The 22,894-nt window shown below is 57.3% G+C and carries 21 protein-coding genes; 7 read left to right on the top strand and 14 right to left on the bottom strand.

The features are described from left to right. Position 1: 1 nt before the first annotated feature. From mauD to ACM6IQ_RS12610, 4 genes are all read left to right on the top strand, one after another. Entirely contained in the window at positions 2-622 is a 621-nt protein-coding gene (gene mauD / locus ACM6IQ_RS12625) for a methylamine dehydrogenase accessory protein MauD (protein WP_017338073.1), read from the top strand. Between the two features lie 19 nt (positions 623-641). Next, entirely contained in the window at positions 642-1,163 is a 522-nt protein-coding gene (locus ACM6IQ_RS12620; RefSeq protein ID WP_008079640.1) for a methylamine dehydrogenase light chain, read from the top strand. Positions 1,164-1,262: 99 nt separating this feature from the next. After that, a complete protein-coding gene (locus ACM6IQ_RS12615; protein WP_414878932.1) occupies positions 1,263-1,784 on the top strand; it encodes a cytochrome C in 522 nt (173 codons plus the stop codon). Between the two features lie 414 nt (positions 1,785-2,198). Next, complete coding sequence (locus ACM6IQ_RS12610; protein WP_414878931.1) at positions 2,199-3,623, top strand: undecaprenyl-phosphate glucose phosphotransferase; 1,425 nt, start codon at positions 2,199-2,201, stop codon at positions 3,621-3,623. Between the two features lie 23 nt (positions 3,624-3,646). Here ACM6IQ_RS12610 and ACM6IQ_RS12605 read toward each other — a convergent pair whose 3' ends face one another. The 13 genes from ACM6IQ_RS12605 to ACM6IQ_RS12545 all read right to left on the bottom strand — a co-directional run bounded on the left by ACM6IQ_RS12605 (position 3,647) and on the right by ACM6IQ_RS12545 (position 16,843). Continuing rightward, positions 3,647-4,783, bottom strand: a complete 1,137-nt coding sequence (locus ACM6IQ_RS12605) for a glycosyltransferase 61 family protein (protein WP_414878930.1) — start codon at positions 4,781-4,783, stop codon at positions 3,647-3,649. Positions 4,784-4,860: 77 nt separating this feature from the next. Then, positions 4,861-6,003, bottom strand: a complete 1,143-nt coding sequence (locus tag ACM6IQ_RS12600) for a hypothetical protein (RefSeq protein ID WP_414878929.1) — start codon at positions 6,001-6,003, stop codon at positions 4,861-4,863. A gap of 375 nt (positions 6,004-6,378) precedes the next feature. Beyond that, positions 6,379-7,113 (bottom strand): WecB/TagA/CpsF family glycosyltransferase, encoded by a 735-nt coding sequence (locus ACM6IQ_RS12595; RefSeq protein WP_414878928.1) that lies wholly within the window; start codon positions 7,111-7,113, stop codon positions 6,379-6,381. After that, the gene (locus tag ACM6IQ_RS12590) at positions 7,113-8,300 is read right to left on the bottom strand and encodes a glycosyltransferase family 2 protein (RefSeq protein ID WP_414878927.1); all 1,188 of its coding nucleotides are present in this window, start codon (positions 8,298-8,300) and stop codon (positions 7,113-7,115) included. The genes ACM6IQ_RS12595 and ACM6IQ_RS12590 overlap by 1 nt, the downstream gene beginning before the upstream one ends. After that, entirely contained in the window at positions 8,297-9,499 is a 1,203-nt protein-coding gene (locus ACM6IQ_RS12585) for a glycosyltransferase family 4 protein (RefSeq protein WP_414878926.1), read from the bottom strand. Before ACM6IQ_RS12585 ends, ACM6IQ_RS12590 begins: the two co-directional genes overlap by 4 nt. 12 nt (positions 9,500-9,511) lie before the next feature. Continuing rightward, complete coding sequence (locus tag ACM6IQ_RS12580) at positions 9,512-10,501, bottom strand: DUF535 family protein (protein ID WP_414878925.1); 990 nt, start codon at positions 10,499-10,501, stop codon at positions 9,512-9,514. Between the two features lie 7 nt (positions 10,502-10,508). After that, positions 10,509-11,486, bottom strand: a complete 978-nt coding sequence (locus tag ACM6IQ_RS12575; protein ID WP_414878924.1) for a glycosyltransferase family 2 protein — start codon at positions 11,484-11,486, stop codon at positions 10,509-10,511. Between the two features lie 5 nt (positions 11,487-11,491). Further along, the gene (locus tag ACM6IQ_RS12570; RefSeq protein ID WP_214382496.1) at positions 11,492-12,043 is read right to left on the bottom strand and encodes a serine O-acetyltransferase; all 552 of its coding nucleotides are present in this window, start codon (positions 12,041-12,043) and stop codon (positions 11,492-11,494) included. 8 nt (positions 12,044-12,051) lie between these two features. Next, entirely contained in the window at positions 12,052-13,008 is a 957-nt protein-coding gene (locus tag ACM6IQ_RS12565; protein WP_414878923.1) for a glycosyltransferase family 2 protein, read from the bottom strand. Further along, on the bottom strand, positions 13,005-13,616 hold the full coding sequence (locus ACM6IQ_RS12560; protein WP_414878988.1) for an acyltransferase: 612 nt from the start codon (positions 13,614-13,616) through the stop codon (positions 13,005-13,007). Before ACM6IQ_RS12560 ends, ACM6IQ_RS12565 begins: the two co-directional genes overlap by 4 nt. A 75-nt stretch (positions 13,617-13,691) precedes the next feature. Beyond that, positions 13,692-15,155, bottom strand: a complete 1,464-nt coding sequence (locus ACM6IQ_RS12555) for a GMC oxidoreductase (RefSeq protein ID WP_414878922.1) — start codon at positions 15,153-15,155, stop codon at positions 13,692-13,694. Beyond that, a complete protein-coding gene (locus ACM6IQ_RS12550) occupies positions 15,152-15,346 on the bottom strand; it encodes a hypothetical protein (RefSeq protein WP_414878921.1) in 195 nt (64 codons plus the stop codon). Before ACM6IQ_RS12550 ends, ACM6IQ_RS12555 begins: the two co-directional genes overlap by 4 nt. 120 nt (positions 15,347-15,466) lie before the next feature. Next, on the bottom strand, positions 15,467-16,843 hold the full coding sequence (locus tag ACM6IQ_RS12545; protein ID WP_414878920.1) for an oligosaccharide flippase family protein: 1,377 nt from the start codon (positions 16,841-16,843) through the stop codon (positions 15,467-15,469). 95 nt (positions 16,844-16,938) lie between these two features. Here ACM6IQ_RS12545 and ACM6IQ_RS12540 point away from each other — a divergent pair, with 95 nt between their 5' ends. Genes ACM6IQ_RS12540 through galE form a run of 3 tightly spaced genes read left to right on the top strand, consistent with a single transcriptional unit; the run spans position 16,939 to position 22,109 of the window. Continuing rightward, complete coding sequence (locus tag ACM6IQ_RS12540; RefSeq protein WP_017338057.1) at positions 16,939-18,465, top strand: O-antigen ligase family protein; 1,527 nt, start codon at positions 16,939-16,941, stop codon at positions 18,463-18,465. A 5-nt stretch (positions 18,466-18,470) separates the two neighbouring features. Beyond that, on the top strand, positions 18,471-21,086 hold the full coding sequence (locus tag ACM6IQ_RS12535; protein WP_414878919.1) for a cellulase family glycosylhydrolase: 2,616 nt from the start codon (positions 18,471-18,473) through the stop codon (positions 21,084-21,086). A gap of 45 nt (positions 21,087-21,131) precedes the next feature. Beyond that, positions 21,132-22,109 (top strand): UDP-glucose 4-epimerase GalE, encoded by a 978-nt coding sequence (galE, locus tag ACM6IQ_RS12530; RefSeq protein ID WP_414878918.1) that lies wholly within the window; start codon positions 21,132-21,134, stop codon positions 22,107-22,109. Between the two features lie 43 nt (positions 22,110-22,152). On the opposite strand, the gene ACM6IQ_RS12525 is transcribed toward galE, so the two are convergent. Continuing rightward, positions 22,153-22,884, bottom strand: a complete 732-nt coding sequence (locus ACM6IQ_RS12525; RefSeq protein WP_238588342.1) for a CpsD/CapB family tyrosine-protein kinase — start codon at positions 22,882-22,884, stop codon at positions 22,153-22,155. Between the last annotated feature and the right edge of the window lie 10 nt (positions 22,885-22,894).

Below are 22,894 nucleotides of genomic sequence, written 5' to 3'. Positions count from 1 at the left end.
AATGGAAGGCTTAATCGTTTCCAACGTTCTGCTCTGGGTACTGCTGGTGGCCGTGGCGTTTGTCGTCATGGGCCTGGTCCGGCAGATTGGTGTGCTGCACGGGCGTCTGGCCCCGGCCGGTGCGCTGATGGTCGACAAAGGCGTGGCAGTCAACGAAGCCGCGCCGCAAGTCACGGCTTCCGACCGTCACGGTCGCCCGGTCAACTTCGGCTATGCCGGTGAAAAATCCCAACTGCTGTTTTTCCTTTCGCCGACCTGCCCGATCTGCAAATCCCTGCTGCCGGCGATCAAGTCGATTGCCAGGGAACAGGCGAATCGCCTCGACGTGGTGTTCATCAGCGACGGTGACATGGACGCCCAGCAAGCGCTGATCCGCGAACACAAACTGGAAGACGCCACTTATGTGGTCGGGCCGGAAGTCGGCATGACCTATCAGATCGGCAAGCTGCCGTACGCCGCCCTGATCGACAAGACCGGCACCTTGCGCGCCAAAGGCCTGGTCAACTCCCGCGAGCACCTGGACAGCCTGTTCGAAGTCGAACACCTGAAAAGCGCCACGCTGCAGGAATACCTGAACAGCCAGCCGCACGCTCACGATCACAGCCACGGCCATAGCCACTGATTAAGGCAGGGAGACTTTTATGAAACTGCTGGATCTGTTATTCGAGCGCTCGACCCGTCGAGTGGCCGACACCACCTCGCGTCGCAAACTGCTGGCGCGCATGGGTTCCCTGATGGTCGCGGGCGCCGCGCTGCCCCTGCTGTTGCCGCTGGACCGCACCAGCAAAGCCCTGGCCGCGGACAACCCGAAGGCCGGTGACCCGGGTGATCCGAACAGTTGCGACTACTGGCGCTACTGCTCGATCGACGGTTTTCTGTGCAGCTGCTGCGGGGGGTCGGTGACGTCCTGCCCGCCGGGCACCGAAGCGTCTCAAGTCACCTGGATCGGCACGTGCCGCAACCCGGCCGACGGCAAGGACTACATCATTTCGTACAACGACTGCTGCGGTAAACAGAGCTGCGCCCAGTGCGCCTGCACCCGTAACGACAGTGAAGAACCGGCCTATCGCCCGTTCAACAACAACGATGTGAACTGGTGCCTGGCCGCCAAATCGCACATCTACCACTGCACCGTTTCGATCATTCGTGGCGTGGCGGTTTAACGCGCAGTTGCCGTCGATTGTTCACGCAATCGGCGGTTTTTTTTGGGTTTGTCGTTTTCTTTATTTGCGGTTACCGGCCATCAGCACAAGGTGTCTGTCATGCGTAAGTTGCTATTCCTCGGTCTTGCCTGCGTCATGGCTGCCCCGCTCGTACACGCCAGAGCCATCCCCGACCCGGCGCAGCGTCATGCGCCGGGTAATGAAGCGCCGCAGAAACCGATTGCCCAGGCCGGCTACAGCGTTGGCGTGAATTACCAATTGCAATGCGCCGGTTGCCACCTGGGCAATGGCATGGGCTCCCCCGCCAATGACACACCGCGGATGGCGGGATTTGTCGGCAACTTTCTCAAGGTGCCGGGCGGGCGCGAGTTTCTCGTGCGTGTTCCCGGCATGTCGCAGTCCGCGCTGGACAACGCGCAGCTGGCCGACTTGCTGAACTGGCTCATGCGTGCAGACGGCATGGCCGGCAAAAGCACACCTGCGGATTATCAACCTTACAGCGCGGAAGAAGTGGCGGCCCTGCGCGCAAAAACCATGCTCAACCTTCCCGGCACCCGCGCCGAACTGATCCAGCAGATGCGTGCGCAAGGCATCGCCATTGACGACGGGATGAATAACTGACAACGGTGTAACCAGACCGCCACGATGAAAACGGGGACCCCGGTTCCCGCCCTGCCGCTTGCGCCCTGCCCTGCGAGACGTCTGTCCCGCGCGAGTTACCGTCCCCAAGATTGCTGATCAGACAAGCCTGCGGTAGACACCGCGGAGGCGTCCCCCCGTGTTTGCTCGGCCCCTCCTGCCCAACTTCATTTTTTGCCTTGATTGTTGTATGAAACAGCAGTGATTCAGTGAATGTTTGCACAGTGGTGCTAAAGTGATAGCACCCGACTTCGTCTCACCAGATTTACACATTTTAGGGTGGAGACCTGTCACAAGCATGAGTAACTTGTCGGTGGCGCTGAGGCTCTCAAGCGAGGGCTGTTTGACCTGAATCCTGTCATATCGAGCGCAAGGGAAAGCAAATGAGGTCTGAAAATGATTTTTGAGCCCAACAGTACGCGTTCCGTTCTCCAGCGAAGAAGCAGCACCAGTATCGTCATTCAGGCCGGTCTCGATTGCGTTGCGGTAACCGGTGTCGCGTGGTTTTTGATCAATTATCATATCGGCTTCATTTCCCAGGATTACGTCATCCTGCTCCTGCTCCTGCTGGGGGGATTGGCGGTGGTGTACGACCACTACGCCATTTACCGCAGCAATGTCGGTTTTACCGTCAAAGCCTTCAAGCTTCTGAAAGCGTGGACCGCGACCTTTGGTTTTCTCGTGGCCATGGCTTTTCTGACCAAAACAAGCGAACGGTATTCGCGGCTGTTGGTTGGGGAGTTATTTGTTCTTGGCTACTTTGCCCAGTTGTTTTTGCACCTCGCCACACGGGAAATGCAGAAGCGGTTTCTGGCTCACCCGACGCAACTGGAAAATTCGCTGATCATCGGCTCAGGGGAACTGGCGAGCTACCTCCACAAGAAAATCAGCAATAACCCCTGGCTCGGTGAACGCATCGTCGGCTGTGTGTTGATTGGCGCGGACGATGACTGGGGAAAGGAAGGCCAGGAAGGCGCAACTCGTCTGTCGATACTGGGCAATATCTCCGATCTTGATGAGTTGGTTGTCAAACACGCCATTCGTACCGTCTATTTTGTGACCCCTGTGGGCGGCTCCGAAGTTATCCAGAAGGTCTATCTAAGCCTGTTTGACAAACACGTCAGGGTTAACTGGGTGCCTGACATTTTCGCCTTGAAGTTGATCAACCACAGCGTTCGCGAGATTGCCGGCATTCCCGTGCTGACCTTGTCCGAAACGCCGCTGATGGGTATGCGGCTGTTTCTGAAGAATCTCGAAGACAAGGTCGGAGCTTTTCTCATCCTGCTTTTTGCGGCGCCCGTGCTGGCGATCGTCGCCCTTGCGATCAAGATCGATAACCCCGGCCCTGTGTTCTTTCGTCAACAACGCATGGGGTGGAGTGGCGAAGTTTTCCGGATCTGGAAGTTCAGAAGCATGGTGGTCCATCAAGCGTCGGACGGCACCGTCAAGCAGGCACAAAAGAATGATCCACGCGTGACGAGGGTCGGCGCCTTTATTCGGAAAACCAGCCTGGATGAACTACCGCAGTTGTTCAACGTGTTGATGGGGGAAATGTCGCTGGTAGGCCCTCGTCCGCACGCGATCCAGCACGACGTGCAGTACTCGCCCGATGTCTCGGGCTACTTTGCGCGCCACAACATTAAACCGGGCATCACCGGCCTGGCTCAGGTGCGTGGCCTTCGCGGTGAAACGAAAGATATAGAACAAATGATTCGGCGGGTTGACTCAGACATCGAGTACATCAACAACTGGTCGCTCTGGCTGGACTTCATCATTCTTTTACGGACGGTATCGGCCTTCTCCGGCAAACAAGCCTACTAACCGGTCACGCGTAAAGGCGAGGATTAAGCCTCGCCGTACGATGACGGAAAGAGATCCAGCGTGCGCTCCACTTCATCGGGGTCAATGGTGAAACCGGTGCCCGCGGGCGTGCCGACCACAAAGCCAAAGTTCTGCCGGTCACGATCGGTCAGGTACTTGAAGAAACAGACGAAACGATCAGGCGGCTGCAAAACGAGCAGCGAGCCGCCCGGGGGAAGCACATTGACCCCATGGATAAGCTGGCTCCCCTCGATCCCTATCACGGTTCTTGCCCCGGCACAGGCCGCGACAATGGTTGGAACATCGGATGTCGCCGGGTCGAGAATGCGAAAGCCTCTACGGTCACGCAGGCGCTCTGCCAGTTCCCTCTCATTGCGCAGCAATCGCAGCTCACCCTTGCCGCCTCGCAGGATGAACACGCCCGGATGAGCGCTGACGTTGACGTGCGACAGCAATTTTTCACCCATCGCCCGAAAACGCAGGTGCTTGTTTCGGTTTTGGCTCAGATCGTCAAAGATCACGAGTTCACGGAAAAAAGCATTACGTAAACGAACGGGCCTCATGTCCAGCCAGTTCTCGTAACCGGGGGCATGAAGTATGCCGTTCCTGGCAATGGAAACATTATCGGCAAAGGGTGCCGTGGTCACCGGGACACCTTCGTCGCAGGCTAATCCATAGGTCAAACAATCATCCATCAGCCAGGTGCCAAACCATTTGTTTCCCCCCGCAGTGCAATACAACGCGCCGCGATCGATTTCGTTTTCTACGCGAATGCCCGGTAACCGGCCAGCACCCGGGGTCAACCATGATTTGGCATTGCCTTTGTAGAGCGTGCCATCGATCAACCAGACATCCTTCAGCAAGTAGCCTCGGGTCGGGCTATGTTCAACACGACCGATACCTTCCATTGTGCGTCGAGGATGCTCATGAGGATAAAAAAGCGCCTCGGCCCAACCCGTCACACGCTCCAGTTGATCGGGCAGGTAGAACGCGGGCGGAGCCATCGCGATTTCGCCCGGGGCAATGTCCCAGGTTTTCACGGCCTGACTCTGAAGGGCCAGCGACGGCGTCCGAGTGACACGCGTGTTGAAAAGGTGCTTATACGCCGCGAAGCTCCATTTCGATTGGCCGCCACTCGTCAATGCATTAAATTGAGACATAGCCACCCCATCCAGATATGGATAAACAGCAACAAGCGTTCTTGGTTAAAACCGGCTTTTTAAAGACAACAACTTGTTCAGGTGGATACAACAATTTCCAGGACAGGGGGCAACTTCAAATGAGCGTAACGACTGCGCAAGGTGTCGAGAAGCGCTTCTCCCGGCACTCTGGAACAATGGATATATATTGTCGAAAGACCACCAAATCCCATCTCGCGATATCGGCTGGCAACTTCTTCATCACTCGGCCCGTCCGGCAACCCAAGATGAAGTGTCAGGTTTTTTCCCTCAACCGCAAATAACGGCGCCTCCCAGAGAAACTGAGCTGCACCTGCCTTGGGCAGTTGAACAAACAAATAACCGTGGTTACCCAGCGTATCGACATCGCCACCGCGTCTTCTTTTCCATTCCAGAAGCCCGTCGTCCGGGCGTGCCAGGCAAGTTCCAATATCGTAATAGTCAAAACCATTTTCAATCGCCCATTCCAGCGCCATGAAAGTGGTAATGGAGTTAACTTCACGTAATTTCTTTGTATCCGAAAACACTACATCTGGGTAACCGAAGCGCACGGTACTCCAATAACGCTTACCTGCCCGGGTGACTACACAGCCAAGATGGCATGCAACAACCTCGTCTTCCAGCAGCACCAGATCGAGTCGCCCGGCAACTTTTGCCACCCGATGAACTTCCTGTGCTTCAATTTGTGAGGCGGCCGAACCATGCCGGGCCGCGGCATAAGGTTGAAGCATTTCCCGATCGGCGATTTCAATCTCGTCATCGTTCAACGCTTGCTTCATGCGGTAACGCAGACGATTCTTGCGCAGGTTCCGACGCAGCTCGGTGTTGTATCTCGCGGTGATCTCGTCGATTGACCTGCTCAGCGGCACGACAGCACTCAAGTACTGAGGCACATATAAGGCCCCCGGGGTCGGCATTTCGCTGACCACCACTGTCCGGTCTGACTTGCCCAGCTTCAACTGCCCATCAACCCCTTGAGATTGGACGCCCAGTAAAACCTTCACAAACTCCCGCTGTGTTTTCCTGCCCACATAAAGTATGTCGTAGAGGCTGTCTTCCCGCAGTTTGAACCTGACAATTTCCCAGCGCCAAAAACAGGCGCGCCCGAGAATATCCCGCAGCCAGGCGACAGCTTTCCTTAGCTCAAATCGCATTGAAGGAGTTAATAAGCGACGCATGGGTTCTGCTATATATTCTTTCATTTGGTTATTAGCACAATTCAAGGAAGGGCCATTTTAGTTTCAAATCAATAAACCAAAGACTTGAAATGAAAGCGCGACAACTGAGCACATTGTTCAAACCGGTCGGTTATTACAATCTCGATACAATCCGTCATCCACTTTGAGCCTGCCACCCTTCTTCTTGCGAAAAACTCGCCACTCCTTCCCTGGAACTCAAGATTGTTCGACAACATTTTGTTGACGCCAATCTTAATGAAGCAAACAACCTCAAGCACACCCGTCAAGTCGAAACTTCAACATGAGTAAAGGTGCAACGCCGAAGTTTTGCAAGATATTTCAGACGCTGTTTTTATGGCGCCGGAAAAGCTTGAGCCAGGTATCAAAAGACCTGTTGAGTCAGGCTTGCCTGAAGATCAAAGTACGCAGTAGAAACAGCGGGTTGCCCATCACATAACGACGGAAGAGTCGCTTTGGCTCAGTGATGAGTCTGAACACCCATTCGCAACCGATATGACGCACCCATTGCGGAGCGCGAGTCACCTTGCCGCCCAGAAAGTCCAGGATCGCCCCGCCGCACACGACAAGACAGGGCACGCCGCTGTCGGCCAGCCTGGCAGCAACGGCTTCTTGCTTGGGCATGCCCATCCCCAGCACAACCAGTTCCGGCTGAAACTCCCGGGCAAGGTTGATGTAGGTGTCCACTGGCGCGAAGCCATGATGCGCAGAGACAACATTGACCGCAAATTGCGCTTCGCTGTGCCGCACGGCATGGGTCAGAAAAGGCTCTTCAGTCCCCCAGAAAGCCACACGCCGGCCCTTGTACGCGGCCAGCAGTTTGGGGATGAAATCGGTGCCGTTCATATTCAGTCCCGGTTCCAGTCCGAGGCGACGAAACAGGATGGCCAGGCCGGAGCCATCGCGCAGCAGCACGTCCGCCGAGAGCAGCGCGCTATGGTAATCGGTATTGGCTGCCACCAGGTTCATGGCATGGGCATTGGCGAATCCGAGCACGGTCGTCCCTTCAGGTCTGGACAACACCTCAATCAATCGTTGCTCATCATCAACGTCGCTGACCACCCTGAGTTTTCGGGTAATCGTTTGCCAACGGTGTTGCCAGGACAAAGCGTGCATTAATTATCGTCCCTCTTCGACCGCACCCACTCAACCTGGCGCTTCAGAATAAAGCCGATGTACAGGGGGATTTTTTTCAACGCGTAGAACGGCGCATACAACAAAGTCGAAAAAGCGATGATCCCCCGACCGAAGCGACTCCACGCCAGCAGGACAGTCCCTCCCAACAGCGCCATCCCCAGCGAAGCGATCACTGCGGGCGCCAATGCTCCGCCCAGCAAAAACAACAGCCATGAGAGGATAAAGGCTGCGGCCAGAACCAACGTCAGCAAGGCCAGCGGAGGCACCAGCAAATCCAGCGTCATCGCTAACAGGCTCCCGTTACGCCGGGTGATCGCCTCTACCATCAACTTTGGCGCATCCCCCAGGATGACCCCCAGATGACCGTGTTCCCAACGCTTACGCTGGATACTCAAGCCTTCGTCACTGCGCGGAAAATAACTGGTGACCAGCCCATCGGGACAAAACAAAGGCGGCTTGCCGCTTCGACAAAAATCCAGGCCCATCTTCAGATCTTCGACGATATGGCCGCTGGCGAGATCGACCAAAGCCAGGTCCTTCCAGACGAAAGCCATGCCCGAGCCCATTAATGAACAAGGCAAGCCAAGCCGTGCCCAACCTTGCGGCCGCACTCGGTTTTTCACACACCAGGCGAACTCGGCAAGCTGCACTTTCAACCCGGAACCCGCTGGAGCATGCATTAGATACAGTGCCTGCGCTGGCCGCCCCGAGTTGATGCAACACACGGCGAGACGCTCGATCGAGCCTTCACTCACCAGGGAGTCGGCATCGACAATGATCATGACGTCCGGCGCGTCGATCGCCAGATGGCGCACCCCAAAGTCCAGCGCATACCCCTTGCCACGCTGCTGTTCGTTGCGACGTTCCACCACCTCGGCACCCGCGGCGCGGGCCAGCGCTGCGGTGTCGTCAGAACAGTTGTCCGCCACCACCAACAGGCGATCGCCTTCCCGCAGCTGCGGCCGGATGCTGTCCAGCGTCGCAACGATGAGTGAGGATTCATTGTGCGCCGGCACCAGCACCGCCACCCTCGGCCGCGGTCCCGGCGTCAACGGACGTGACCGCGCAGGCAGACAGGCCAGCAACACCTGGGCAGACAACACCAATACCGGCGGGACGATGAGCACCAACAGTGCGCTGAACAGCCAACCCAGTAACGTGATCATGCTTGTGCCTTGAATAAATCAGCCAACCTGGCTGCTTCGGTATCGATATCGTGGCGTTCCACCACCCGCTGCCAGGCCGCTTCGCCCATCCGCTGCAACACCTCGACAGGTTGCGCGAGGCAGTCCGCCATCGCTGCGGCCAGCGCCTCCACTTCGCCGGCGGGAAACAGCCAGCCGTTCTCGCCCTGGCGCACGAGCTCGGGAATGCCCGCCACATAAGTCGTCAACACCGGCCGGCGCAAGGCCATGGCTTCCATGATGACCACCGGCAGGCCCTCGGCAAAGCTGGGCAGTACCAGGGCGCGCGCGGCAAGAATTTCCGTACGCACCTGGTCGCTGCTGATCCAGCCGGTAATGCGTACCTTCGACTGCAAGCCATACTGTGCAATCAGGGCCTCGATTTGCCCACGCATTTCCCCATCGCCAGCCAGTACGATTTCGAACTCCACGGCTTGCGCTGCCAACAGACGCGCGGCCTCCAGCAACAGCAACTGACCCTTTTGCTCACACAAGCGACCGACGCAAACCAGACGCGGCACGGCAGGCACCGCCACCGGCGTCACATCGTGAAAGCTCCGCTCCAGGCCGCAATGCACCACTTTTACTTTTGCCCAGTGCGAATGATCCACCCAGCGAAACAACTGGCTGCGGCCATAAGAACTGATGGCCGCGACAAACGCCGCGCGCCGTACTTTCTCGCCCAGATGAATGAACTGCGGTTTGTCGAACTCTTCCGGACCGTGCACGGTAAAACTGTACGCTGGCCCGCCGAGCGCGTTGGCCAGCATTACCACCTCGGTGGAGTTAGTGCCGAAATGCGCATGCACATGCCTCGCGCCGAACGCCTGCAACCAGGTCAGCAGGCGACAGGCTTCGAGCAGATAAACCAGGTGATACGGCCAGGCGCGATCAGCACGCCGGCCCATGCGTAACGCCAGCCACAGTGCCGAGAAGAAGCGGCGTGGCTGGGCGCGCAATACCTGCAGCGCGGGACCCAACAGCCCTTTTATTCCGTCCTGCAAGACATACCGGGTTTTATCGCGCTCGGACACGTCCTCGGCATCCACCAACTCGGCATCCCAGCCACGCAGCGCGATACGCTGCACCTCAAAACCCTGACGTTCCACCGCCAGAATCTCGCGACGAATGAAGCTATGGCTGACCTTGGGGTACTGATTGATGAAATAAGCAATGCGCATAGGAACCCAGGCTTAGTTGTCGTTGCGGAGGGTTATTGCTGCAGGTGATTCCACCGTCGTACAGCGATCAGGTACGTCACGGCGCTTGCTGTAACTGGCTGACAACACGCTGTCTATCCTTCTGAAGGTGTCATCCAGAAGCTCATAGCGTCGGCGGTACATGGCACGTTTTTTTGCGACGATACTGTCGAGCGGTTTTCTGGACGGCTCCATGGGAATCTCGAAAAAGTCCTCGCGCTGCGAAGGCGTCGCGCCGTGCTCCAGCCAGATCACGTCGTAATTTGCCGCCAGATCCTGAGCCTTTTCAGTACCGAAATACGCGTGACGATGGTGGCGATACCCATCCCCTACCGCATAGATTTTTTCAACGCCAAGGTTGATGGCAAGGTATTTGATCACTTCGATCAGAAAGCTTCTTGGCCGCAGACCTTCAAAATCTTTTGTCAGGTCCCTGTAGATGCTCAACGACAGATCACTCTCCACGCCTTTGTGTATCCCTTGAACGGCGCCGATAAAAATACACAACTCAGTGTCCGTGCGGCACAAGGAGAACGCGATGGAGGCGATGCGCAGATCCCCCTGAAACAAATTCAGTACCAGCTCCCCTTCCCGCATGAACCATGTAGGACGGTCCAGCACCAGGAAACAACCTGCGGAGTATTCCGACAAGTCACTCAACACCAGACGTTCGCTTCGCCCGGAAAGCAATAATTGCGGGCAGCTTTTTGTGATGACTTCGTAATGCGAAGCCAGCACATCCAATCGGTCCTGAGCGCTCCAGTTTTTACTGATGTAGGGCCAATGAACGACACCGATACAATCTGCCCCCAACTTCTCAATACCGGACTTGCCCAGAGCATTCGACATGCGCCCCAAAAACACATTGAGCCCCGACCAGTTCTTCCCAATCAAAACCAATAATTTAAGCTTGTTTTTCAAGGCTCTTAACGAATAGCCCGCATGCAAGTTAAACACGCTCTTCAATAGCAGCCAATTATTCATGGACGTCTCACTTGTATTCGATCAACGCGGTTTTGCCGGTGCCGAATCTGTTCAGAAGAAACTTGGCTTGCCCGAGCATCTCGGGAAATTTTCCCAGCACGAGGAATAAAGCCAGCAGCCAGTTTTCGCGCTTTGATCTACCGCCTCGACGAGCCAGGCGCACGACTTGCAACGGGTAGACCAGCAGCAGAAGCAGCCCTGACCAGCCCAGCATCAACAGTGCGATCACCGTCGCCAGTGGCACGCCCAAGCCCCAGAACCAGGCACGACGCGACTCCCGCAGCCAATGTTTCTCCGGTGCAGCCCCATGTAAAAAAGCACCTTCGGCAAAGGCATGCCCGCCGCGCAATGTACGCCGCCACCACTGGCCGAAGCGGGTCATGGCCGCATCGTGCAAAGTCATTTCCTCGGCCAGACGCCAGACCTTCCATCCATTCGCCCGCAGGCGCACACACAATTCGGGCTCTTCCCCGGCGATCAGGTCCGCTCGAAACCCTGACGCTGCGGCGAAGGCATCCGCCCGCATCAACGCATCGCCACCACAGGCCTTGGCCTCGCCTATCGGCGTGTCCCATTCGAGGTCGCACAACAAGTTGTAAATCGAGCGCTGTGGAAATCGTTCGCGGCGCCGCCCACAAACCACCGCCACGTCAGGCCGGGTATCGAGAAAGTCCTGTGCCCGGGACAACCAGCCTTCGACAACCTCGCAATCACCGTCGACAAATTGTACGTAGCGCATCGCCGGCAGCAGACGTTGCAGGCGGGCAAATCCTTCATTGCGAGCGCGGGCCGCCGTAAACGGGATCGACATATCCAGCTCGACCACCTCGACCCCGAGCGCCTTTGCCATCTGCACCGAATCGTCCGTTGATCCAGAGTCGACATAGACCACCTGCTCTGCCGCACCCACCAGCGAAACCAGGCAGCGCTCAAGCCGCAGGCCCTCGTTGCGACCGATAACAACGACCCCCATGCCGATCGCCATGGGGTTCACTTGGCGTCGCAGTCGGAAGTGTCCAGGGAGGATGCTGTTGCTTCCGCCGACTGCCTTCTCTTGATAATGGCGGGCACGCCCACTGCCACCGAGTCATCCGGTACATCGGTCAGCACCACGGCATTGGCACCAATCACGACATTGTTGCCAATGCGGATATTGCCCAGCACCTTGGCCCCGGTGCCGATATCAACGTTGTTGCCGATCACCGGGGCGATCGGCTCATTCACATTCTTCAGGCCCACGACCACGCCATTGCGGATCCGGCAATCATCGCCGAACTGCGCATACCCACTGATAATGATCCCGCCGAAATGATCGATGACAAAGTTGCGTCCGACCACGACTTCACAGGGCAGCTCGATACCCGTGAGGATCTGCACCAGTTTGTAGAGAACTTTGTAGATAAAGGAGAGCAGCTTGCGCAACAGCGCCGGACGCACGCCGTAGCGCCAGCGTCCGAAGCGATAAACCAGCATCACCCAGAAGCCCTGAGCCCCCCAATCACCCGCGTATGCACGCAAGTCCGCACGTATGTTTTCGAACATGAATGGCTCTACCGTGTTGGTTGGGTGGCGAATTTGGTCTCGCGCAGCAGCGCCCAGGTGGCACGCGCATGCTGCCAGCACGCGTCGATGGCGGCTCGGCCACGACCTTTCAATAACGCCTTGAGCGCCAGAATCAGATCACCCAGGCACACCAGAAACATATGCAAGGCCAGACCGGACAGACCGTGGTGCTTGCGGAAATACAACAGCTCGCTTTCGATCTGCATCTTGGGTATCTGTCGACTGACCGCGTTGAGTTCAACCACCGTTTTGGCACTTTCACCGCCGATATGCACCACCGTGGTGTCCGGGTAATACACCACTTTCCAGCCAGCCTGCTTGACGCGCTTGCAGTGATCGACCTCCTCGTAATAGAGGAAGTAGCGCGGATCGAACAAGCCCACCTGGTCGATGACTTCACGGCGGATCAGGTAATAGCAGCCCGGTACCCAGTCGCACTCACGGACCGAGGCGTGATCCCAGTCCATGTCATCCACCCTCTTCACCACAGGGAAAAACCGTTCAAGCCCGGTGCGCGAGAGGAAGACATTCAGAGGCGTCGGAAAGTAGCGACACGAGGGTTGCAGATCGCCTTCCCGGCCAACCAGCCGAACGCCGAGGACTCCGCAATCCGGATGCGCCTCCATGTAGTCGAGGGTTTTTTTCAGGGTGTCGGCGGCAACGAAGGCATCGGTATTGATGAGCAACGCGTACTTGCCTTGCAAGTGTTCAACCAGTTGATTGTTGGCACGGCCAAAGCCCACATTGTTTTCATTGGCCAACAACAATGCCTCTGGGCAAACATTTTCCAGACGTTCCAGGGAATTATCGGCAGAGGCATTGTCCACGACCAGATAGCGCGTCGGATCCGCACTGTTTGCCTGGCGTAATGCATCGAACATCGGCTGTAACAGCGTCGCCGTGTTGTAGTTGACGACCAGTACATCAAGGGGAGTACGGGTCATTTTGGTGGCTCGCCAAAAAAGTATTCCACTCGCATTTCCATAAGCGCCGACTCCAGACTTGGGTCATAGCTACCGGTGCGCTCTCTGATGAGGTCCATCCACGGATAGTCGTTGCAACGCGCCTCGAATTTTTTCATCAGGTCTTCAACGGTGCAAAAAACTCTCGCTGGATTGCCCCCGACCACGACACCCGGCGGGACATCCTTCCTGATAACAGCACCTGCGGCGACAATTGAACCCGGACCTATGGTCACGCACGGCATGATGATCGCACCATGCCCGATAAAACAGTTGTCACGGATGTCGACGGGGCCGACAGAATCAAGTTTTACGTTGTAGAGAGTGGAGAAGAAAACGGCTCCATCGTGACAGAACAGGGTGCAATCCGATAAAGCGATGTTGTTGCCGAGGCGCACTAGCGAAGGGTCAGCGATATTGCAACCGACATTGATCCACACATTGCTGCCGACGGAATGCAGCGATCCCCAGCGCGCCAGATATCGAGCCCACTCGAACCCGTCAGGATTACAAAACCGTTTAAAGATCCAGCGCCCCCGCCCCGTTTTGTTGACGAAATAACTTACAGCACGCCTTGCCAGCCTTATCATCCTGTCAGCCTCACAAATCCTGCGATTCTCATCCATGCCAGAGCCAGAAACACCCTGGTTTTTTTGATTGTAGTATCAGGAATACCTGCCCGCCGGGCCCGCTTGATGATTAAGATGGTCTGCCAGCCTCAGGGCAAGCTGCAAAAGAGGCATGGTCGGATTGCTCGCACCGGCTGTAGCGAAAACACTGCTGCCCGCGACGTAAAGATTATCGGTGCCGAACACTTTGCAGTTCTCGTCGACCACTCCGTACTCAGGCGCCGAGGCCATCCGTGTGGTTCCCATATGATGCGCGTGGGGCGCCACTTTCAGTGGCACAGAGACGTCATACACGCACTCTTCCAGCTTGACGAAGCCCAGCCCCGTGTCGGCAAAACACTTCGCCACCTCCATCCCTATGCACTTGATGGTACGCCTGTCTTCGGGTGCCACTTCCCAATTGATGCTGACCTTGCGCACCCCCAATGCATCCCGTTCATCAAGCAACGTGATGCCGCTGTTTCGATTGGGAAATTGTTCGATAAGCGTGGTGATCACCCCATCCCCGGGACAATTGAAGCGGGAAATGAAATCGAGCTTGTGCGCCAACCCTACATCGCAGGCGAGGTTCTCCAGAAAGTCCTTGATGGCTGCCGTTCGCCCATAGGCCTGCACGTGCGCCAGGAGCGATGCCGATACATTTCCTTTGCCTGATTGATATTGCGCTACAAACGCATCGGTCGTGAAGTACTGTCGAGGCTCTGTACTCTGCCCCTCCCCCAGGATGAAAGTCCCCAGGTCGAGGTTCAGGTGTTCCATGAAACATTTGCCGACCAAACCGTCCTTGCTGACGACTCCGGCGGCTGTCAAAGACTCACTGTTCATCAGCTGCCTGGCATTCTCGATGGCGCCCGTGGCCAGAATGAACTGTTTTGCCTTCACTCGCTCTCGGTGCCTGTCGTAATCGGACACAACAATGGCGGCGATGCGGCCGGTCTTGTCATCAAATTCAAGATCGACACAGTTGCAATTGATGAAGACATCAATCCCCTCGGTCTCTTGAAGATCCTTGGCGTATTTTTGTGCAAATCGCGTCGGCGGACTCAGCAGGAAACGATCCGCTACAAAGTCGTTGCCGTCCATGGACGCATTGATCGTCTTGAATCCGGAATCCGACGGGAGATCCACAATGGCCAAGGCTGCTGGCAGATAGCGTTCGAACTCGGAAAATCTGATGGGCCAGCCAGGAAGGCTGACCGGAGGGCCCCAGTCGAAATCTGATTTTTCGAAGGGCCGGCAACGCCCCGCCCAGTGGTTCGACGTGCCGCCGAGAAACCGCAGGCGTGTTTCTTCAGCGTAGACATTCAGACCTGTCGAGGGGCAGTTGTAAAGGGTTTGCGAGGATTGTGAATATTCGTGCCCCCCGCCCTCGACAAGCAGCACGCGCCGGCCATCACCGGCCAGACGCAACGCCAGCGTGATGCCCGCCGGCCCGGCCCCGATGATGCAGAAGTCATAGTGATCGCGCAGTTCTTTCTGCGATTGGTAATCTTTGATCATGTGCGCGTTTGCCGAAAATACTGGGCAGGCAACACCCAGCCGTTAACGACGACAAACCCGTTTTTTTCAGAAGAAGGCGGAACAAGGAACGAGGACAATCCAAATGTCATCCCCCCCAGACTCAACACCGCAAACGCCTGGAGGAAGTCTCTGCGCCCCATCACAGAGGTATTCAAATCAAGTTCACTCATGATTCAAAGCCCCACGACATTAAGATTGCGTTTGTATTTTCAGCGACCCGTCAAACCCATCACTCCCCGAAAGGTGACGTTCCGCCAAGGCGTTGAAAACAGCAAGTGACATCGATCAAATCAAAGCCATTCGGCAATGCCCAGCACCAACTCCCCGCACAACACCCCAACCAGCAACATTGGCAGCACAACCAGCTCACGCTTGAGATCGAACAGCCCTATACGACAGTTCACATAAACAATTAGCACAAGTGTAGGAAACGTATGCAGCGCGACACCCCAAATGGCGTATTTCACCCCGCCAATGGCCAGCAGCACCGGCAGCAACACCCATAACGAGACGGCGCGAATAATGTTATCCATGGCCTGGTACTTCGTGAGTCCCAGCGCCAGCCACGCTTGATGCGCGATGCCATAACGCAAGGTGAAGAAAGACAATGAAAGGACGGCCATCATGCTGCCCGCCTCGGCATAGCGCTCGTCGTATAACCAGTGGATGATCAAAGGACTGATGACCCACAACAGTCCAGTGATAAACAGCAAGGCGATGTCGAAAATCAGTTTGAAGCGGTCATACAAAGAGCGGAGCCGCGCGGTGTCATTGCTTCTTGCCGCTTCACCGAAGGCTGGCAACGCCACGGCGCCAACCAGCCTCTGCACACCGAGTGTAATAGCCCCCAGAATCAGCACGGCAATGGAGTAGACACCCAGTTCGGCGGCCGACATGCTGCCGCCGAACCAGATGCGATCGCCATTCATGGCCAGTACGCCCACTGCTGAAGACAACAATATCCATCGGCCGAAGACGACCAGCTCCTGGAGCGCACTACGATCCCACAGCAGACGGTTAGGCGGCCCCGGAAACCAGAAATGTCCCAGAAGCAGGCTGACCAGAGCGGAGACCAGCCCCGCCCCCACCAGCGACCAGATAGACCGGGTGAAGTAACCGATAATCAGCATCACCACCAGGCCGGCAATCTGCGACGCAAACTCGGCGAGCACGACTTTCTTTTGCTGGAATGAGCGAACGGCCACGTCGACCTTTGTCGACTGAAAACCATAGATGATCGCGGACAAACCGGTAACGGCCAACACCAGCGGCAACTCGGGTGCACCATAGGTGGATTCGGGCGACCACAGATGGATCGCCTGCGCAAACCAGGCGAAGCCCGCGATCAGAAGTGTCGTGGAAAACAGAACAAAACCGCGCACGATCTGCACGGTCCACACGGTATTGAGAAATACCGGGTCGTCACCCCGCGGGCTCTGGATGATGTTCTGGCGCAAGCCGACATCGGAAAGCAAATGGATGATCACCGAAACGGTGGTGGCGATGATCATGATGCCGAACATCTCCGGCATCAGCAGGCGAGCCATGATCAGGTTGCCGCCCAGGCGCATGGCCTGAGACGTTACAAGTGCCCCGAGATTCCAGGCTCCGGCGAATATCGCTCGCTTGCGCAGGCTCAACGATGGCGATATATCAACTGAAGGCATAACATCAATCCCGGACTCTGTTGCACGAACGTTACTATAGCCGCAATCAGGCAATCCACTATGCTTCGCTCACCAATCAATAAGTGCATTAATTCATGCCTGAGCACATTCGCGCGCTAATCGTCATTCTGGTCCTCGCCGGCACCGTTTTTACCCTGGCCCGTCGACCGGCAAAGGACCTGATTCCGTACAACGACTTCACACGTCGTCGCAATCTGTGGTTCGTTTTGACCCTTCTGGTTTTTTTCGCGCACAGTTTCTGGGTGTATGCAGCGGTTGCCGCTGTGGTGCTGACGGTCGCACGGAAACGCGAGCGCAATCCCATGGCGCTGTTCTTCATGCTGCTGTTTCTCGTCCCGCCGGCGTCGGCGCAGATTCCCGGCATGGGCGTCATCAACTATTTCTTTGATCTCAACCATATCCGGTTGCTGTCCCTGTGCGTCTTGCTTCCCGCGTTTTTCGTGCTGCGCAGGCGATCGGACACGCTGCCTTTCGGGCGCACCTGGCCTGACAAACTGTTGACCGCCGGCCTTGTGCTGACGAGCCTGCTGTTGCTGCGCGAAACCACACTCACCGACACGTTGCGCCAAACGGCCTACATGTTCATCGAAGTCTTTTTGCCTTACTACGTCGCCAGCCGGGCCCTGAAAGACCTCAGCGACTTCAAGGACGCCCTGTTGGCGTTTGTCCTCGCCGCGATGGTGCTGTCCATTATCGGGCTCTTCGAATTTGCCCGCAGCTGGCTGCTCTACAGCGCGCTGACGGACGCCCTGGGCATGCAATGGGAAATGTCCGGGTACTTGAGCCGTGGCGGTTCATTGCGCGCGAGCGCCACCACTGGCCAGGCCATTGCGCTGGGGTTTGTCATCAGCGTCGCCCTCGGCCTGTACCTGTTTTTGCAGGAAGGTGTGCGCAGCAAGCTCCAGCGGCGGCTCGGTGGTCTCCTGCTGGCTGGCGGACTGTTCGCGCCGCTGTCGCGTGGTCCCTGGATCGGCGCCGTCGTCATGATCACAGCGTTTATCGCCACGGGTCGCGGCGCTGCCAAACGCTTGATGCTGCTGGCGCTCGCCGCCGTGCTCGCTATTCCTTTGCTGGCCATCGTGCCGGGCGGGCAAAAATTCCTGGACCTGCTACCGTTCATCGGCACCATCGAAGTAGAGAACATCACGTACCGACAACGTTTGTTCGATAACGCAATGATCGTTATCCAGCGCAACCCCTTGTTCGGCGCTTTCGACTTCCGCAGCACGCCGGAAATGCAGTCCATGATCCAGGGCCAGGGCATCATCGATATCGTGAACACCTACATCAACGTGGCGCTGCAGGTCGGGTTGGTCGGGTTGACGCTGTTCGTGGCTTTTTTCGTCACGGTTCTGCTGGGTATCCGCAAGGCAATGCGTTCGTTCCCCGACAAGGATGATGAAAGACGCCGGCTCGGACGCGCGCTCCTGGCGACACTGGCCGGGATCATGGTGACCATCGTGACGGTCAGCAGTATCACGTTCATCCCCATTGTGTATTGGTCGGTGGCCGGGCTGGGCGTTGCCTATGTCCAGATGGCTCGCAAGCTCAAGCACACTTCGATCGCAGTCACTGCGAGTGCCCACCTCCAACTCCGGTAATGCCAATGACCACTTTGTTACGCCGCACTCCGATGCTGCTTCCGGCGCTCCTGTGCGTTGCCATTTGGCCGTTCAGTACCTGGGCCTCGGAGTGGGTTGCCAGTGTCGATGAACGCAGCGGCCTGCCCGTGCTGACGCGCGGCGGCAGCCCTGTCGCGGCGTCAAAATTTACCTTCTGGGGGAGTAACTGGGACTGGACTTTCTTCGGCACCCGATTCAAGGTCGACGCCCCCTACAAATACACCCTGGAAGGCCAGAACAAAGCACTGGACTTCGACCTTACGGCGCAGATTCAGAAAGAAGACGAAAAGACACTGACCTGGGACTTTGACCTGAATGCACACAGCGTGAAGTCAGGCGTGATGGGTGGAGGTATCGTCTTCAATTTCGACCCGGCCCTTTTCGCCGGTGAAATGAGCAAGCCGCAATTGCTGCCCGACAACCGCGGCTGGTCGTGGGGCAATGCACAAGGCCGACGCATCGAGATGCGTTTCGAGCCGGCGCTGGCGAGCGTGTACTTTGAGCCCGGCAGCCCATCCGAGGTACGTGCTTTCTTCTACAAAAACACGATCAAACCCGGCGAGCAACACGTCAAAGCGACCCTGAGCATTTCTGGCGACGTTGTTCTCGGCCCCACCACGACAGAGCGTTTTGGCCTGACGGACCCGAAGACCTGGCCAGATGACAAGGTCGACATCAAAACCTCTCCGGTCGATCTGTCCTTCCTCAACGCTGGCGAAAAACCTGCGGGCAAGCGCGGCTTCGTCAAAGCGTCCGGCGAACAACTGCTGTTCGCGGACAACACCCCGGCGCGCTTTTGGGGCACCAACATCACGTCCTATGCGCTGTTCCGAACGTCCGACGATGCAATCAAGCAACAAGCCAAACGCCTGTCGGCACTCGGTTTCAACCTCGTCCGCCTGCACCACCATGACTCCCCCTGGGTCAGCCCCAACATCTTTGGTGACCGCGACCAAACGCAGAACACTCAGCAACTCAGCGCAGCATCGCTGAAAAAAATCGACTGGTGGATCAAGTGCCTGAAAGACGAAGGCATTTATGTATGGCTCGACATGCACGTCGAGCGAGCCCTGATGGCGAAAGACAACATTTTCGGCTTCGACGAGCTGCCAAAAGACGAGCAGAACAATGCCAGCCTCAAGGGCTTCGCGTATGTGAACATCACCATTCAGCAGGCGATGAAACGCTTCGCCGAAGCCTACATGACCCATGTAAATCCCTTTACCGGCCTCGCCTATAAAGATGATCCGGCAATCGCCGCCGTGCTGATCACCAACGAAAATGACGTCACTCAACACTTTGGCAACGCCCTGTTGCGAGACAAGGGCGTTCCCAGGCACTGGGAGCTCTACAAGAACCGGGCGGATGCCTTTGCCAGTCAGCACAATCTATCGGCAAGCCTCACCTGGCGCTCGTGGGAGCATGGCCCCGCCAAGCTGTTCCTTAACGATCTGGAACGGAATTTCAACGTAGAGATGATCCAGCATCTTCGCGAATTGGGCGTGAAGGTACCCATTGCCACCACCAGCAGTTGGGGCGGCGATGGCCTGAGTTCCTTGCCGGCCCTGACTGCGGGCGACGTCATCGACGTTCACAGCTATGGCGGCTCCGGGCAGCTGGAGAAAAACCCGCTCACCACCGAAGGGATCGTCGACTGGATGAGCGCAGGCCAAGTCACCGGCAAACCGCTGACCGTCACCGAGTGGAACAACGAACCGTTCCCGACACCCGACCGCCACTCGTTACCCCTCTATGTCGCCGGCACCGCCAGCCACCAGGGCTGGGACGCGCTGATGCAATATGCCTACAGCCAGCAGCCGCTCGACGGCGGCTGGGTAACGGCCGACAACTGGCACGCCTACAACGACCCTGCGATGCTGGCCACCCTGCCCGCCGCCGCCCTGCTCTACCGCCGTGCCGACGTCAGCGAAGCCAACACGACTTACGTCTTCGCACCGACACCCGACACCCTGTTCAACAAACCCGTCTCACCGGCCAACTCGGTTCTGCTGCGTACCGCCATGGAGAAAGGCAAGCTGCAAATCGCCATGCCACAGACGCCGGAACTGCCCTGGTTGCAGCCGGGCATTATCCCGAGCAATGCGCAGGTGTTTCATGATCCTGACCAATCGTTGCTGGACGCCAATGCCAGCGAGTCCACGACCGATACGGGCGAACTCAAGCGCAACTGGAAACAAGGCATCTACACCATCAATACGCCGCGCACCCAGGCCGTCACCGGCTGGATCGGTGGCGAGTCGATCAGCCTGGGCAACATCCAGGTTCAAGTGAAGACCGCCAATGCCAGCGTGGTGGTGCAAAGCCTGGACGCCGCACCTGTCGGTCGGTCGCAGGATCTGCTGATTTCTCTGGGCACTCGTGCTATCCCCAAAGACGATGACAAAACACCTTTTTACGTCGAGCCGCTCGAGGGCACGCTCAGCATTCAGGGGCCGCCAGGCCTGACGCTGTACACCCAAGGCACGCAGGCCCAACTGAAGAAGGTGCCCGCGACCTACGTTGACGGGCGCTACACGATCAAGTTCGACGGCGTGCAGGCTTTCAATTGGTTGTTTTTGAAAAAAAGCGCTGCGCACTGACGGTACAATCTGCGTTTGCACAGCAACAGTTTCCAGGAGGACAGGATGAATTTTTTGGTGGTCGGCGGCGCAGGTTATATCGGCTCGCACATGGTCAAGCATCTGCTGCGCACAGGTCACGAGCTGGTGGTGGCGGACAATTTTTCCACGGGGTATCGCGACGCCTTGACGGGCGGAACACTGGTTGAACTGGACATCGCCGACGCGCAAGCCCTGGACACCTTGTTTGCCACGCACCACTTCGATGCCGTGTTCCACTTCGCCTCGTTCATACAGGTTGGCGAATCCGTCACCGAACCGGCCAAGTATTACCAGAACAACCTGGCCGCCACGCTGACGCTGCTACAGGCCATGGTTCGCGCGAACGTCAAGCGCTTCATCTTTTCCTCGACTGCCGCCATTTATGGCGACCCGGCGTATGTGCCCATCGACGAAGAACATCCCAAGGCGGCGATCAATCCTTATGGTCGCAGTAAGTGGATGGTGGAACAGATGCTTGAAGATTTTGATCGCGCGTACGGGCTGAAGTCGGTTTGCCTGCGCTACTTCAACGCGGCCGGAGCAGACCCTGAAGGACAGCTGGGTGAACGCCACGAACCGGAAACCCACCTGCTGCCGTTGATCCTGCAAGCCGCCTCCGGCCGGCGCGCGAGCATCACCGTCTATGGCCGCGATTACGACACGCCTGACGGCACCTGTATTCGCGACTACGTCCATGTCGCCGATCTGGCGGCCGCTCACGCACTGGCCGTGGATTACCTGGTGACCGGCGGTGCAAGCACGGCGTTCAACCTCGGCAATGGCCAGGGATTCTCGGTACAGGAAGTGATAGATACCGCGCGTCGTGTCACTGGCCAGGCGATCTCCGTCAGCGATGCGCCACGCCGTGCGGGTGATCCTCCAAGGCTGGTGGCTGATCCCCAAAGGGCGTACAGCCTGCTTGGCTGGCAACCGCAATTTGCCTCGCTGGAACAGATCGTGACGCACGCCTGGAGTTGGGAAAAGAAGCATCCCTGGCAGTGAAGTCGGCGCTGGCCGCCAGCGCCGATCGTTTGAGAATGACGCGCTAGTAGTAAGAGCGGTTTTGCGGCTCGGCTTTGTTCAACACAGTGCCAATCAGATTGGCTGTCCCGAGATGGTGAAGGCTTTCCTCGATCTCTTTCCTGCTGTTCATGCCGTTGGCGACGACCAGCAGGACGCAGTCGAATTTAGGCAGGACGGTAATGACATCGTCCGAACTCAAGATGGGCGGCAAATCGAAAATCACGACCCGTGAGTTGTAGCGTTCGCGCAAATCACTGATCAAGTGGCTTACCTTGGGCGAAGACAGCACCTCGGTGGAGAGCGGAATCGGCTTGCGGGTCGGCAGGACTACAAAGCGTGGCAAGGTCGGGTTAACCAGAACCTCTTGCAGTTCCGCTTCATCGGCCAGGTATTCATTCAGCGATTTCTCCATCGACAGGCCCAGGCAGGCGCCCACGGTCGGACGGCGCAAGTCGAAATCCACCAGCAATGCTGTCTTGGTGGTGTGATGAGCGATGCTCATTGCCAGGTTGATCGCCAGTACCGTCTTGCCGGCCTCCGGTGTCGGCGAGGTGATGGCGAGCGTGCGCCAGCCATTTTCTTCCATGACTTTCAGAACTTGCGTACGCAGCAGATCGAACGCCCCACCCATATTCGAATTCTTGTTGTACGCCACAATGCGATTGCGCTCGAGGTGATCCGGCCGCAAAGGGACAACTTTGGTTTGCACATAGCTGAGCGCGTTCAGGCCTGAAGAATGCGCGGTAGGTGTCATGGCTTTGGAC

The organism is Pseudomonas sp. IT-P100 (assembly GCF_949767185.1).
GTDB lineage: Bacteria > Pseudomonadota > Gammaproteobacteria > Pseudomonadales > Pseudomonadaceae > Aquipseudomonas > Aquipseudomonas fluorescens_B.
This window is presented reverse-complemented; position numbering and strand designations above follow the sequence as displayed.

Excerpts from the sequence above, each read along its gene's own strand:
- mauD (WP_017338073.1), top strand. The coding sequence starts at position 2 with ATGGAAGGCTTAATCGTTTCCAACGTTCTGCTCTGGGTACTGCTGGTG.
- ACM6IQ_RS12620 (WP_008079640.1), top strand. The coding sequence starts at position 642 with ATGAAACTGCTGGATCTGTTATTCGAGCGCTCGACCCGTCGAGTGGCC.
- ACM6IQ_RS12615 (WP_414878932.1), top strand. The coding sequence starts at position 1,263 with ATGCGTAAGTTGCTATTCCTCGGTCTTGCCTGCGTCATGGCTGCCCCG.
- ACM6IQ_RS12610 (WP_414878931.1), top strand. The coding sequence starts at position 2,199 with ATGATTTTTGAGCCCAACAGTACGCGTTCCGTTCTCCAGCGAAGAAGC.
- ACM6IQ_RS12605 (WP_414878930.1), bottom strand. The coding sequence starts at position 4,783 with ATGTCTCAATTTAATGCATTGACGAGTGGCGGCCAATCGAAATGGAGC.
- ACM6IQ_RS12600 (WP_414878929.1), bottom strand. The coding sequence starts at position 6,003 with ATGAAAGAATATATAGCAGAACCCATGCGTCGCTTATTAACTCCTTCA.
- ACM6IQ_RS12595 (WP_414878928.1), bottom strand. The coding sequence starts at position 7,113 with ATGCACGCTTTGTCCTGGCAACACCGTTGGCAAACGATTACCCGAAAA.
- ACM6IQ_RS12590 (WP_414878927.1), bottom strand. The coding sequence starts at position 8,300 with ATGATCACGTTACTGGGTTGGCTGTTCAGCGCACTGTTGGTGCTCATC.
- ACM6IQ_RS12585 (WP_414878926.1), bottom strand. The coding sequence starts at position 9,499 with ATGCGCATTGCTTATTTCATCAATCAGTACCCCAAGGTCAGCCATAGC.
- ACM6IQ_RS12580 (WP_414878925.1), bottom strand. The coding sequence starts at position 10,501 with ATGAATAATTGGCTGCTATTGAAGAGCGTGTTTAACTTGCATGCGGGC.
- ACM6IQ_RS12575 (WP_414878924.1), bottom strand. The coding sequence starts at position 11,486 with ATGGCGATCGGCATGGGGGTCGTTGTTATCGGTCGCAACGAGGGCCTG.
- ACM6IQ_RS12570 (WP_214382496.1), bottom strand. The coding sequence starts at position 12,043 with ATGTTCGAAAACATACGTGCGGACTTGCGTGCATACGCGGGTGATTGG.
- ACM6IQ_RS12565 (WP_414878923.1), bottom strand. The coding sequence starts at position 13,008 with ATGACCCGTACTCCCCTTGATGTACTGGTCGTCAACTACAACACGGCG.
- ACM6IQ_RS12560 (WP_414878988.1), bottom strand. The coding sequence starts at position 13,616 with ATGATAAGGCTGGCAAGGCGTGCTGTAAGTTATTTCGTCAACAAAACG.
- ACM6IQ_RS12555 (WP_414878922.1), bottom strand. The coding sequence starts at position 15,155 with ATGATCAAAGATTACCAATCGCAGAAAGAACTGCGCGATCACTATGAC.
- ACM6IQ_RS12550 (WP_414878921.1), bottom strand. The coding sequence starts at position 15,346 with ATGAGTGAACTTGATTTGAATACCTCTGTGATGGGGCGCAGAGACTTC.
- ACM6IQ_RS12545 (WP_414878920.1), bottom strand. The coding sequence starts at position 16,843 with ATGCCTTCAGTTGATATATCGCCATCGTTGAGCCTGCGCAAGCGAGCG.
- ACM6IQ_RS12540 (WP_017338057.1), top strand. The coding sequence starts at position 16,939 with ATGCCTGAGCACATTCGCGCGCTAATCGTCATTCTGGTCCTCGCCGGC.
- ACM6IQ_RS12535 (WP_414878919.1), top strand. The coding sequence starts at position 18,471 with ATGACCACTTTGTTACGCCGCACTCCGATGCTGCTTCCGGCGCTCCTG.
- galE (WP_414878918.1), top strand. The coding sequence starts at position 21,132 with ATGAATTTTTTGGTGGTCGGCGGCGCAGGTTATATCGGCTCGCACATG.
- ACM6IQ_RS12525 (WP_238588342.1), bottom strand. The coding sequence starts at position 22,884 with ATGACACCTACCGCGCATTCTTCAGGCCTGAACGCGCTCAGCTATGTG.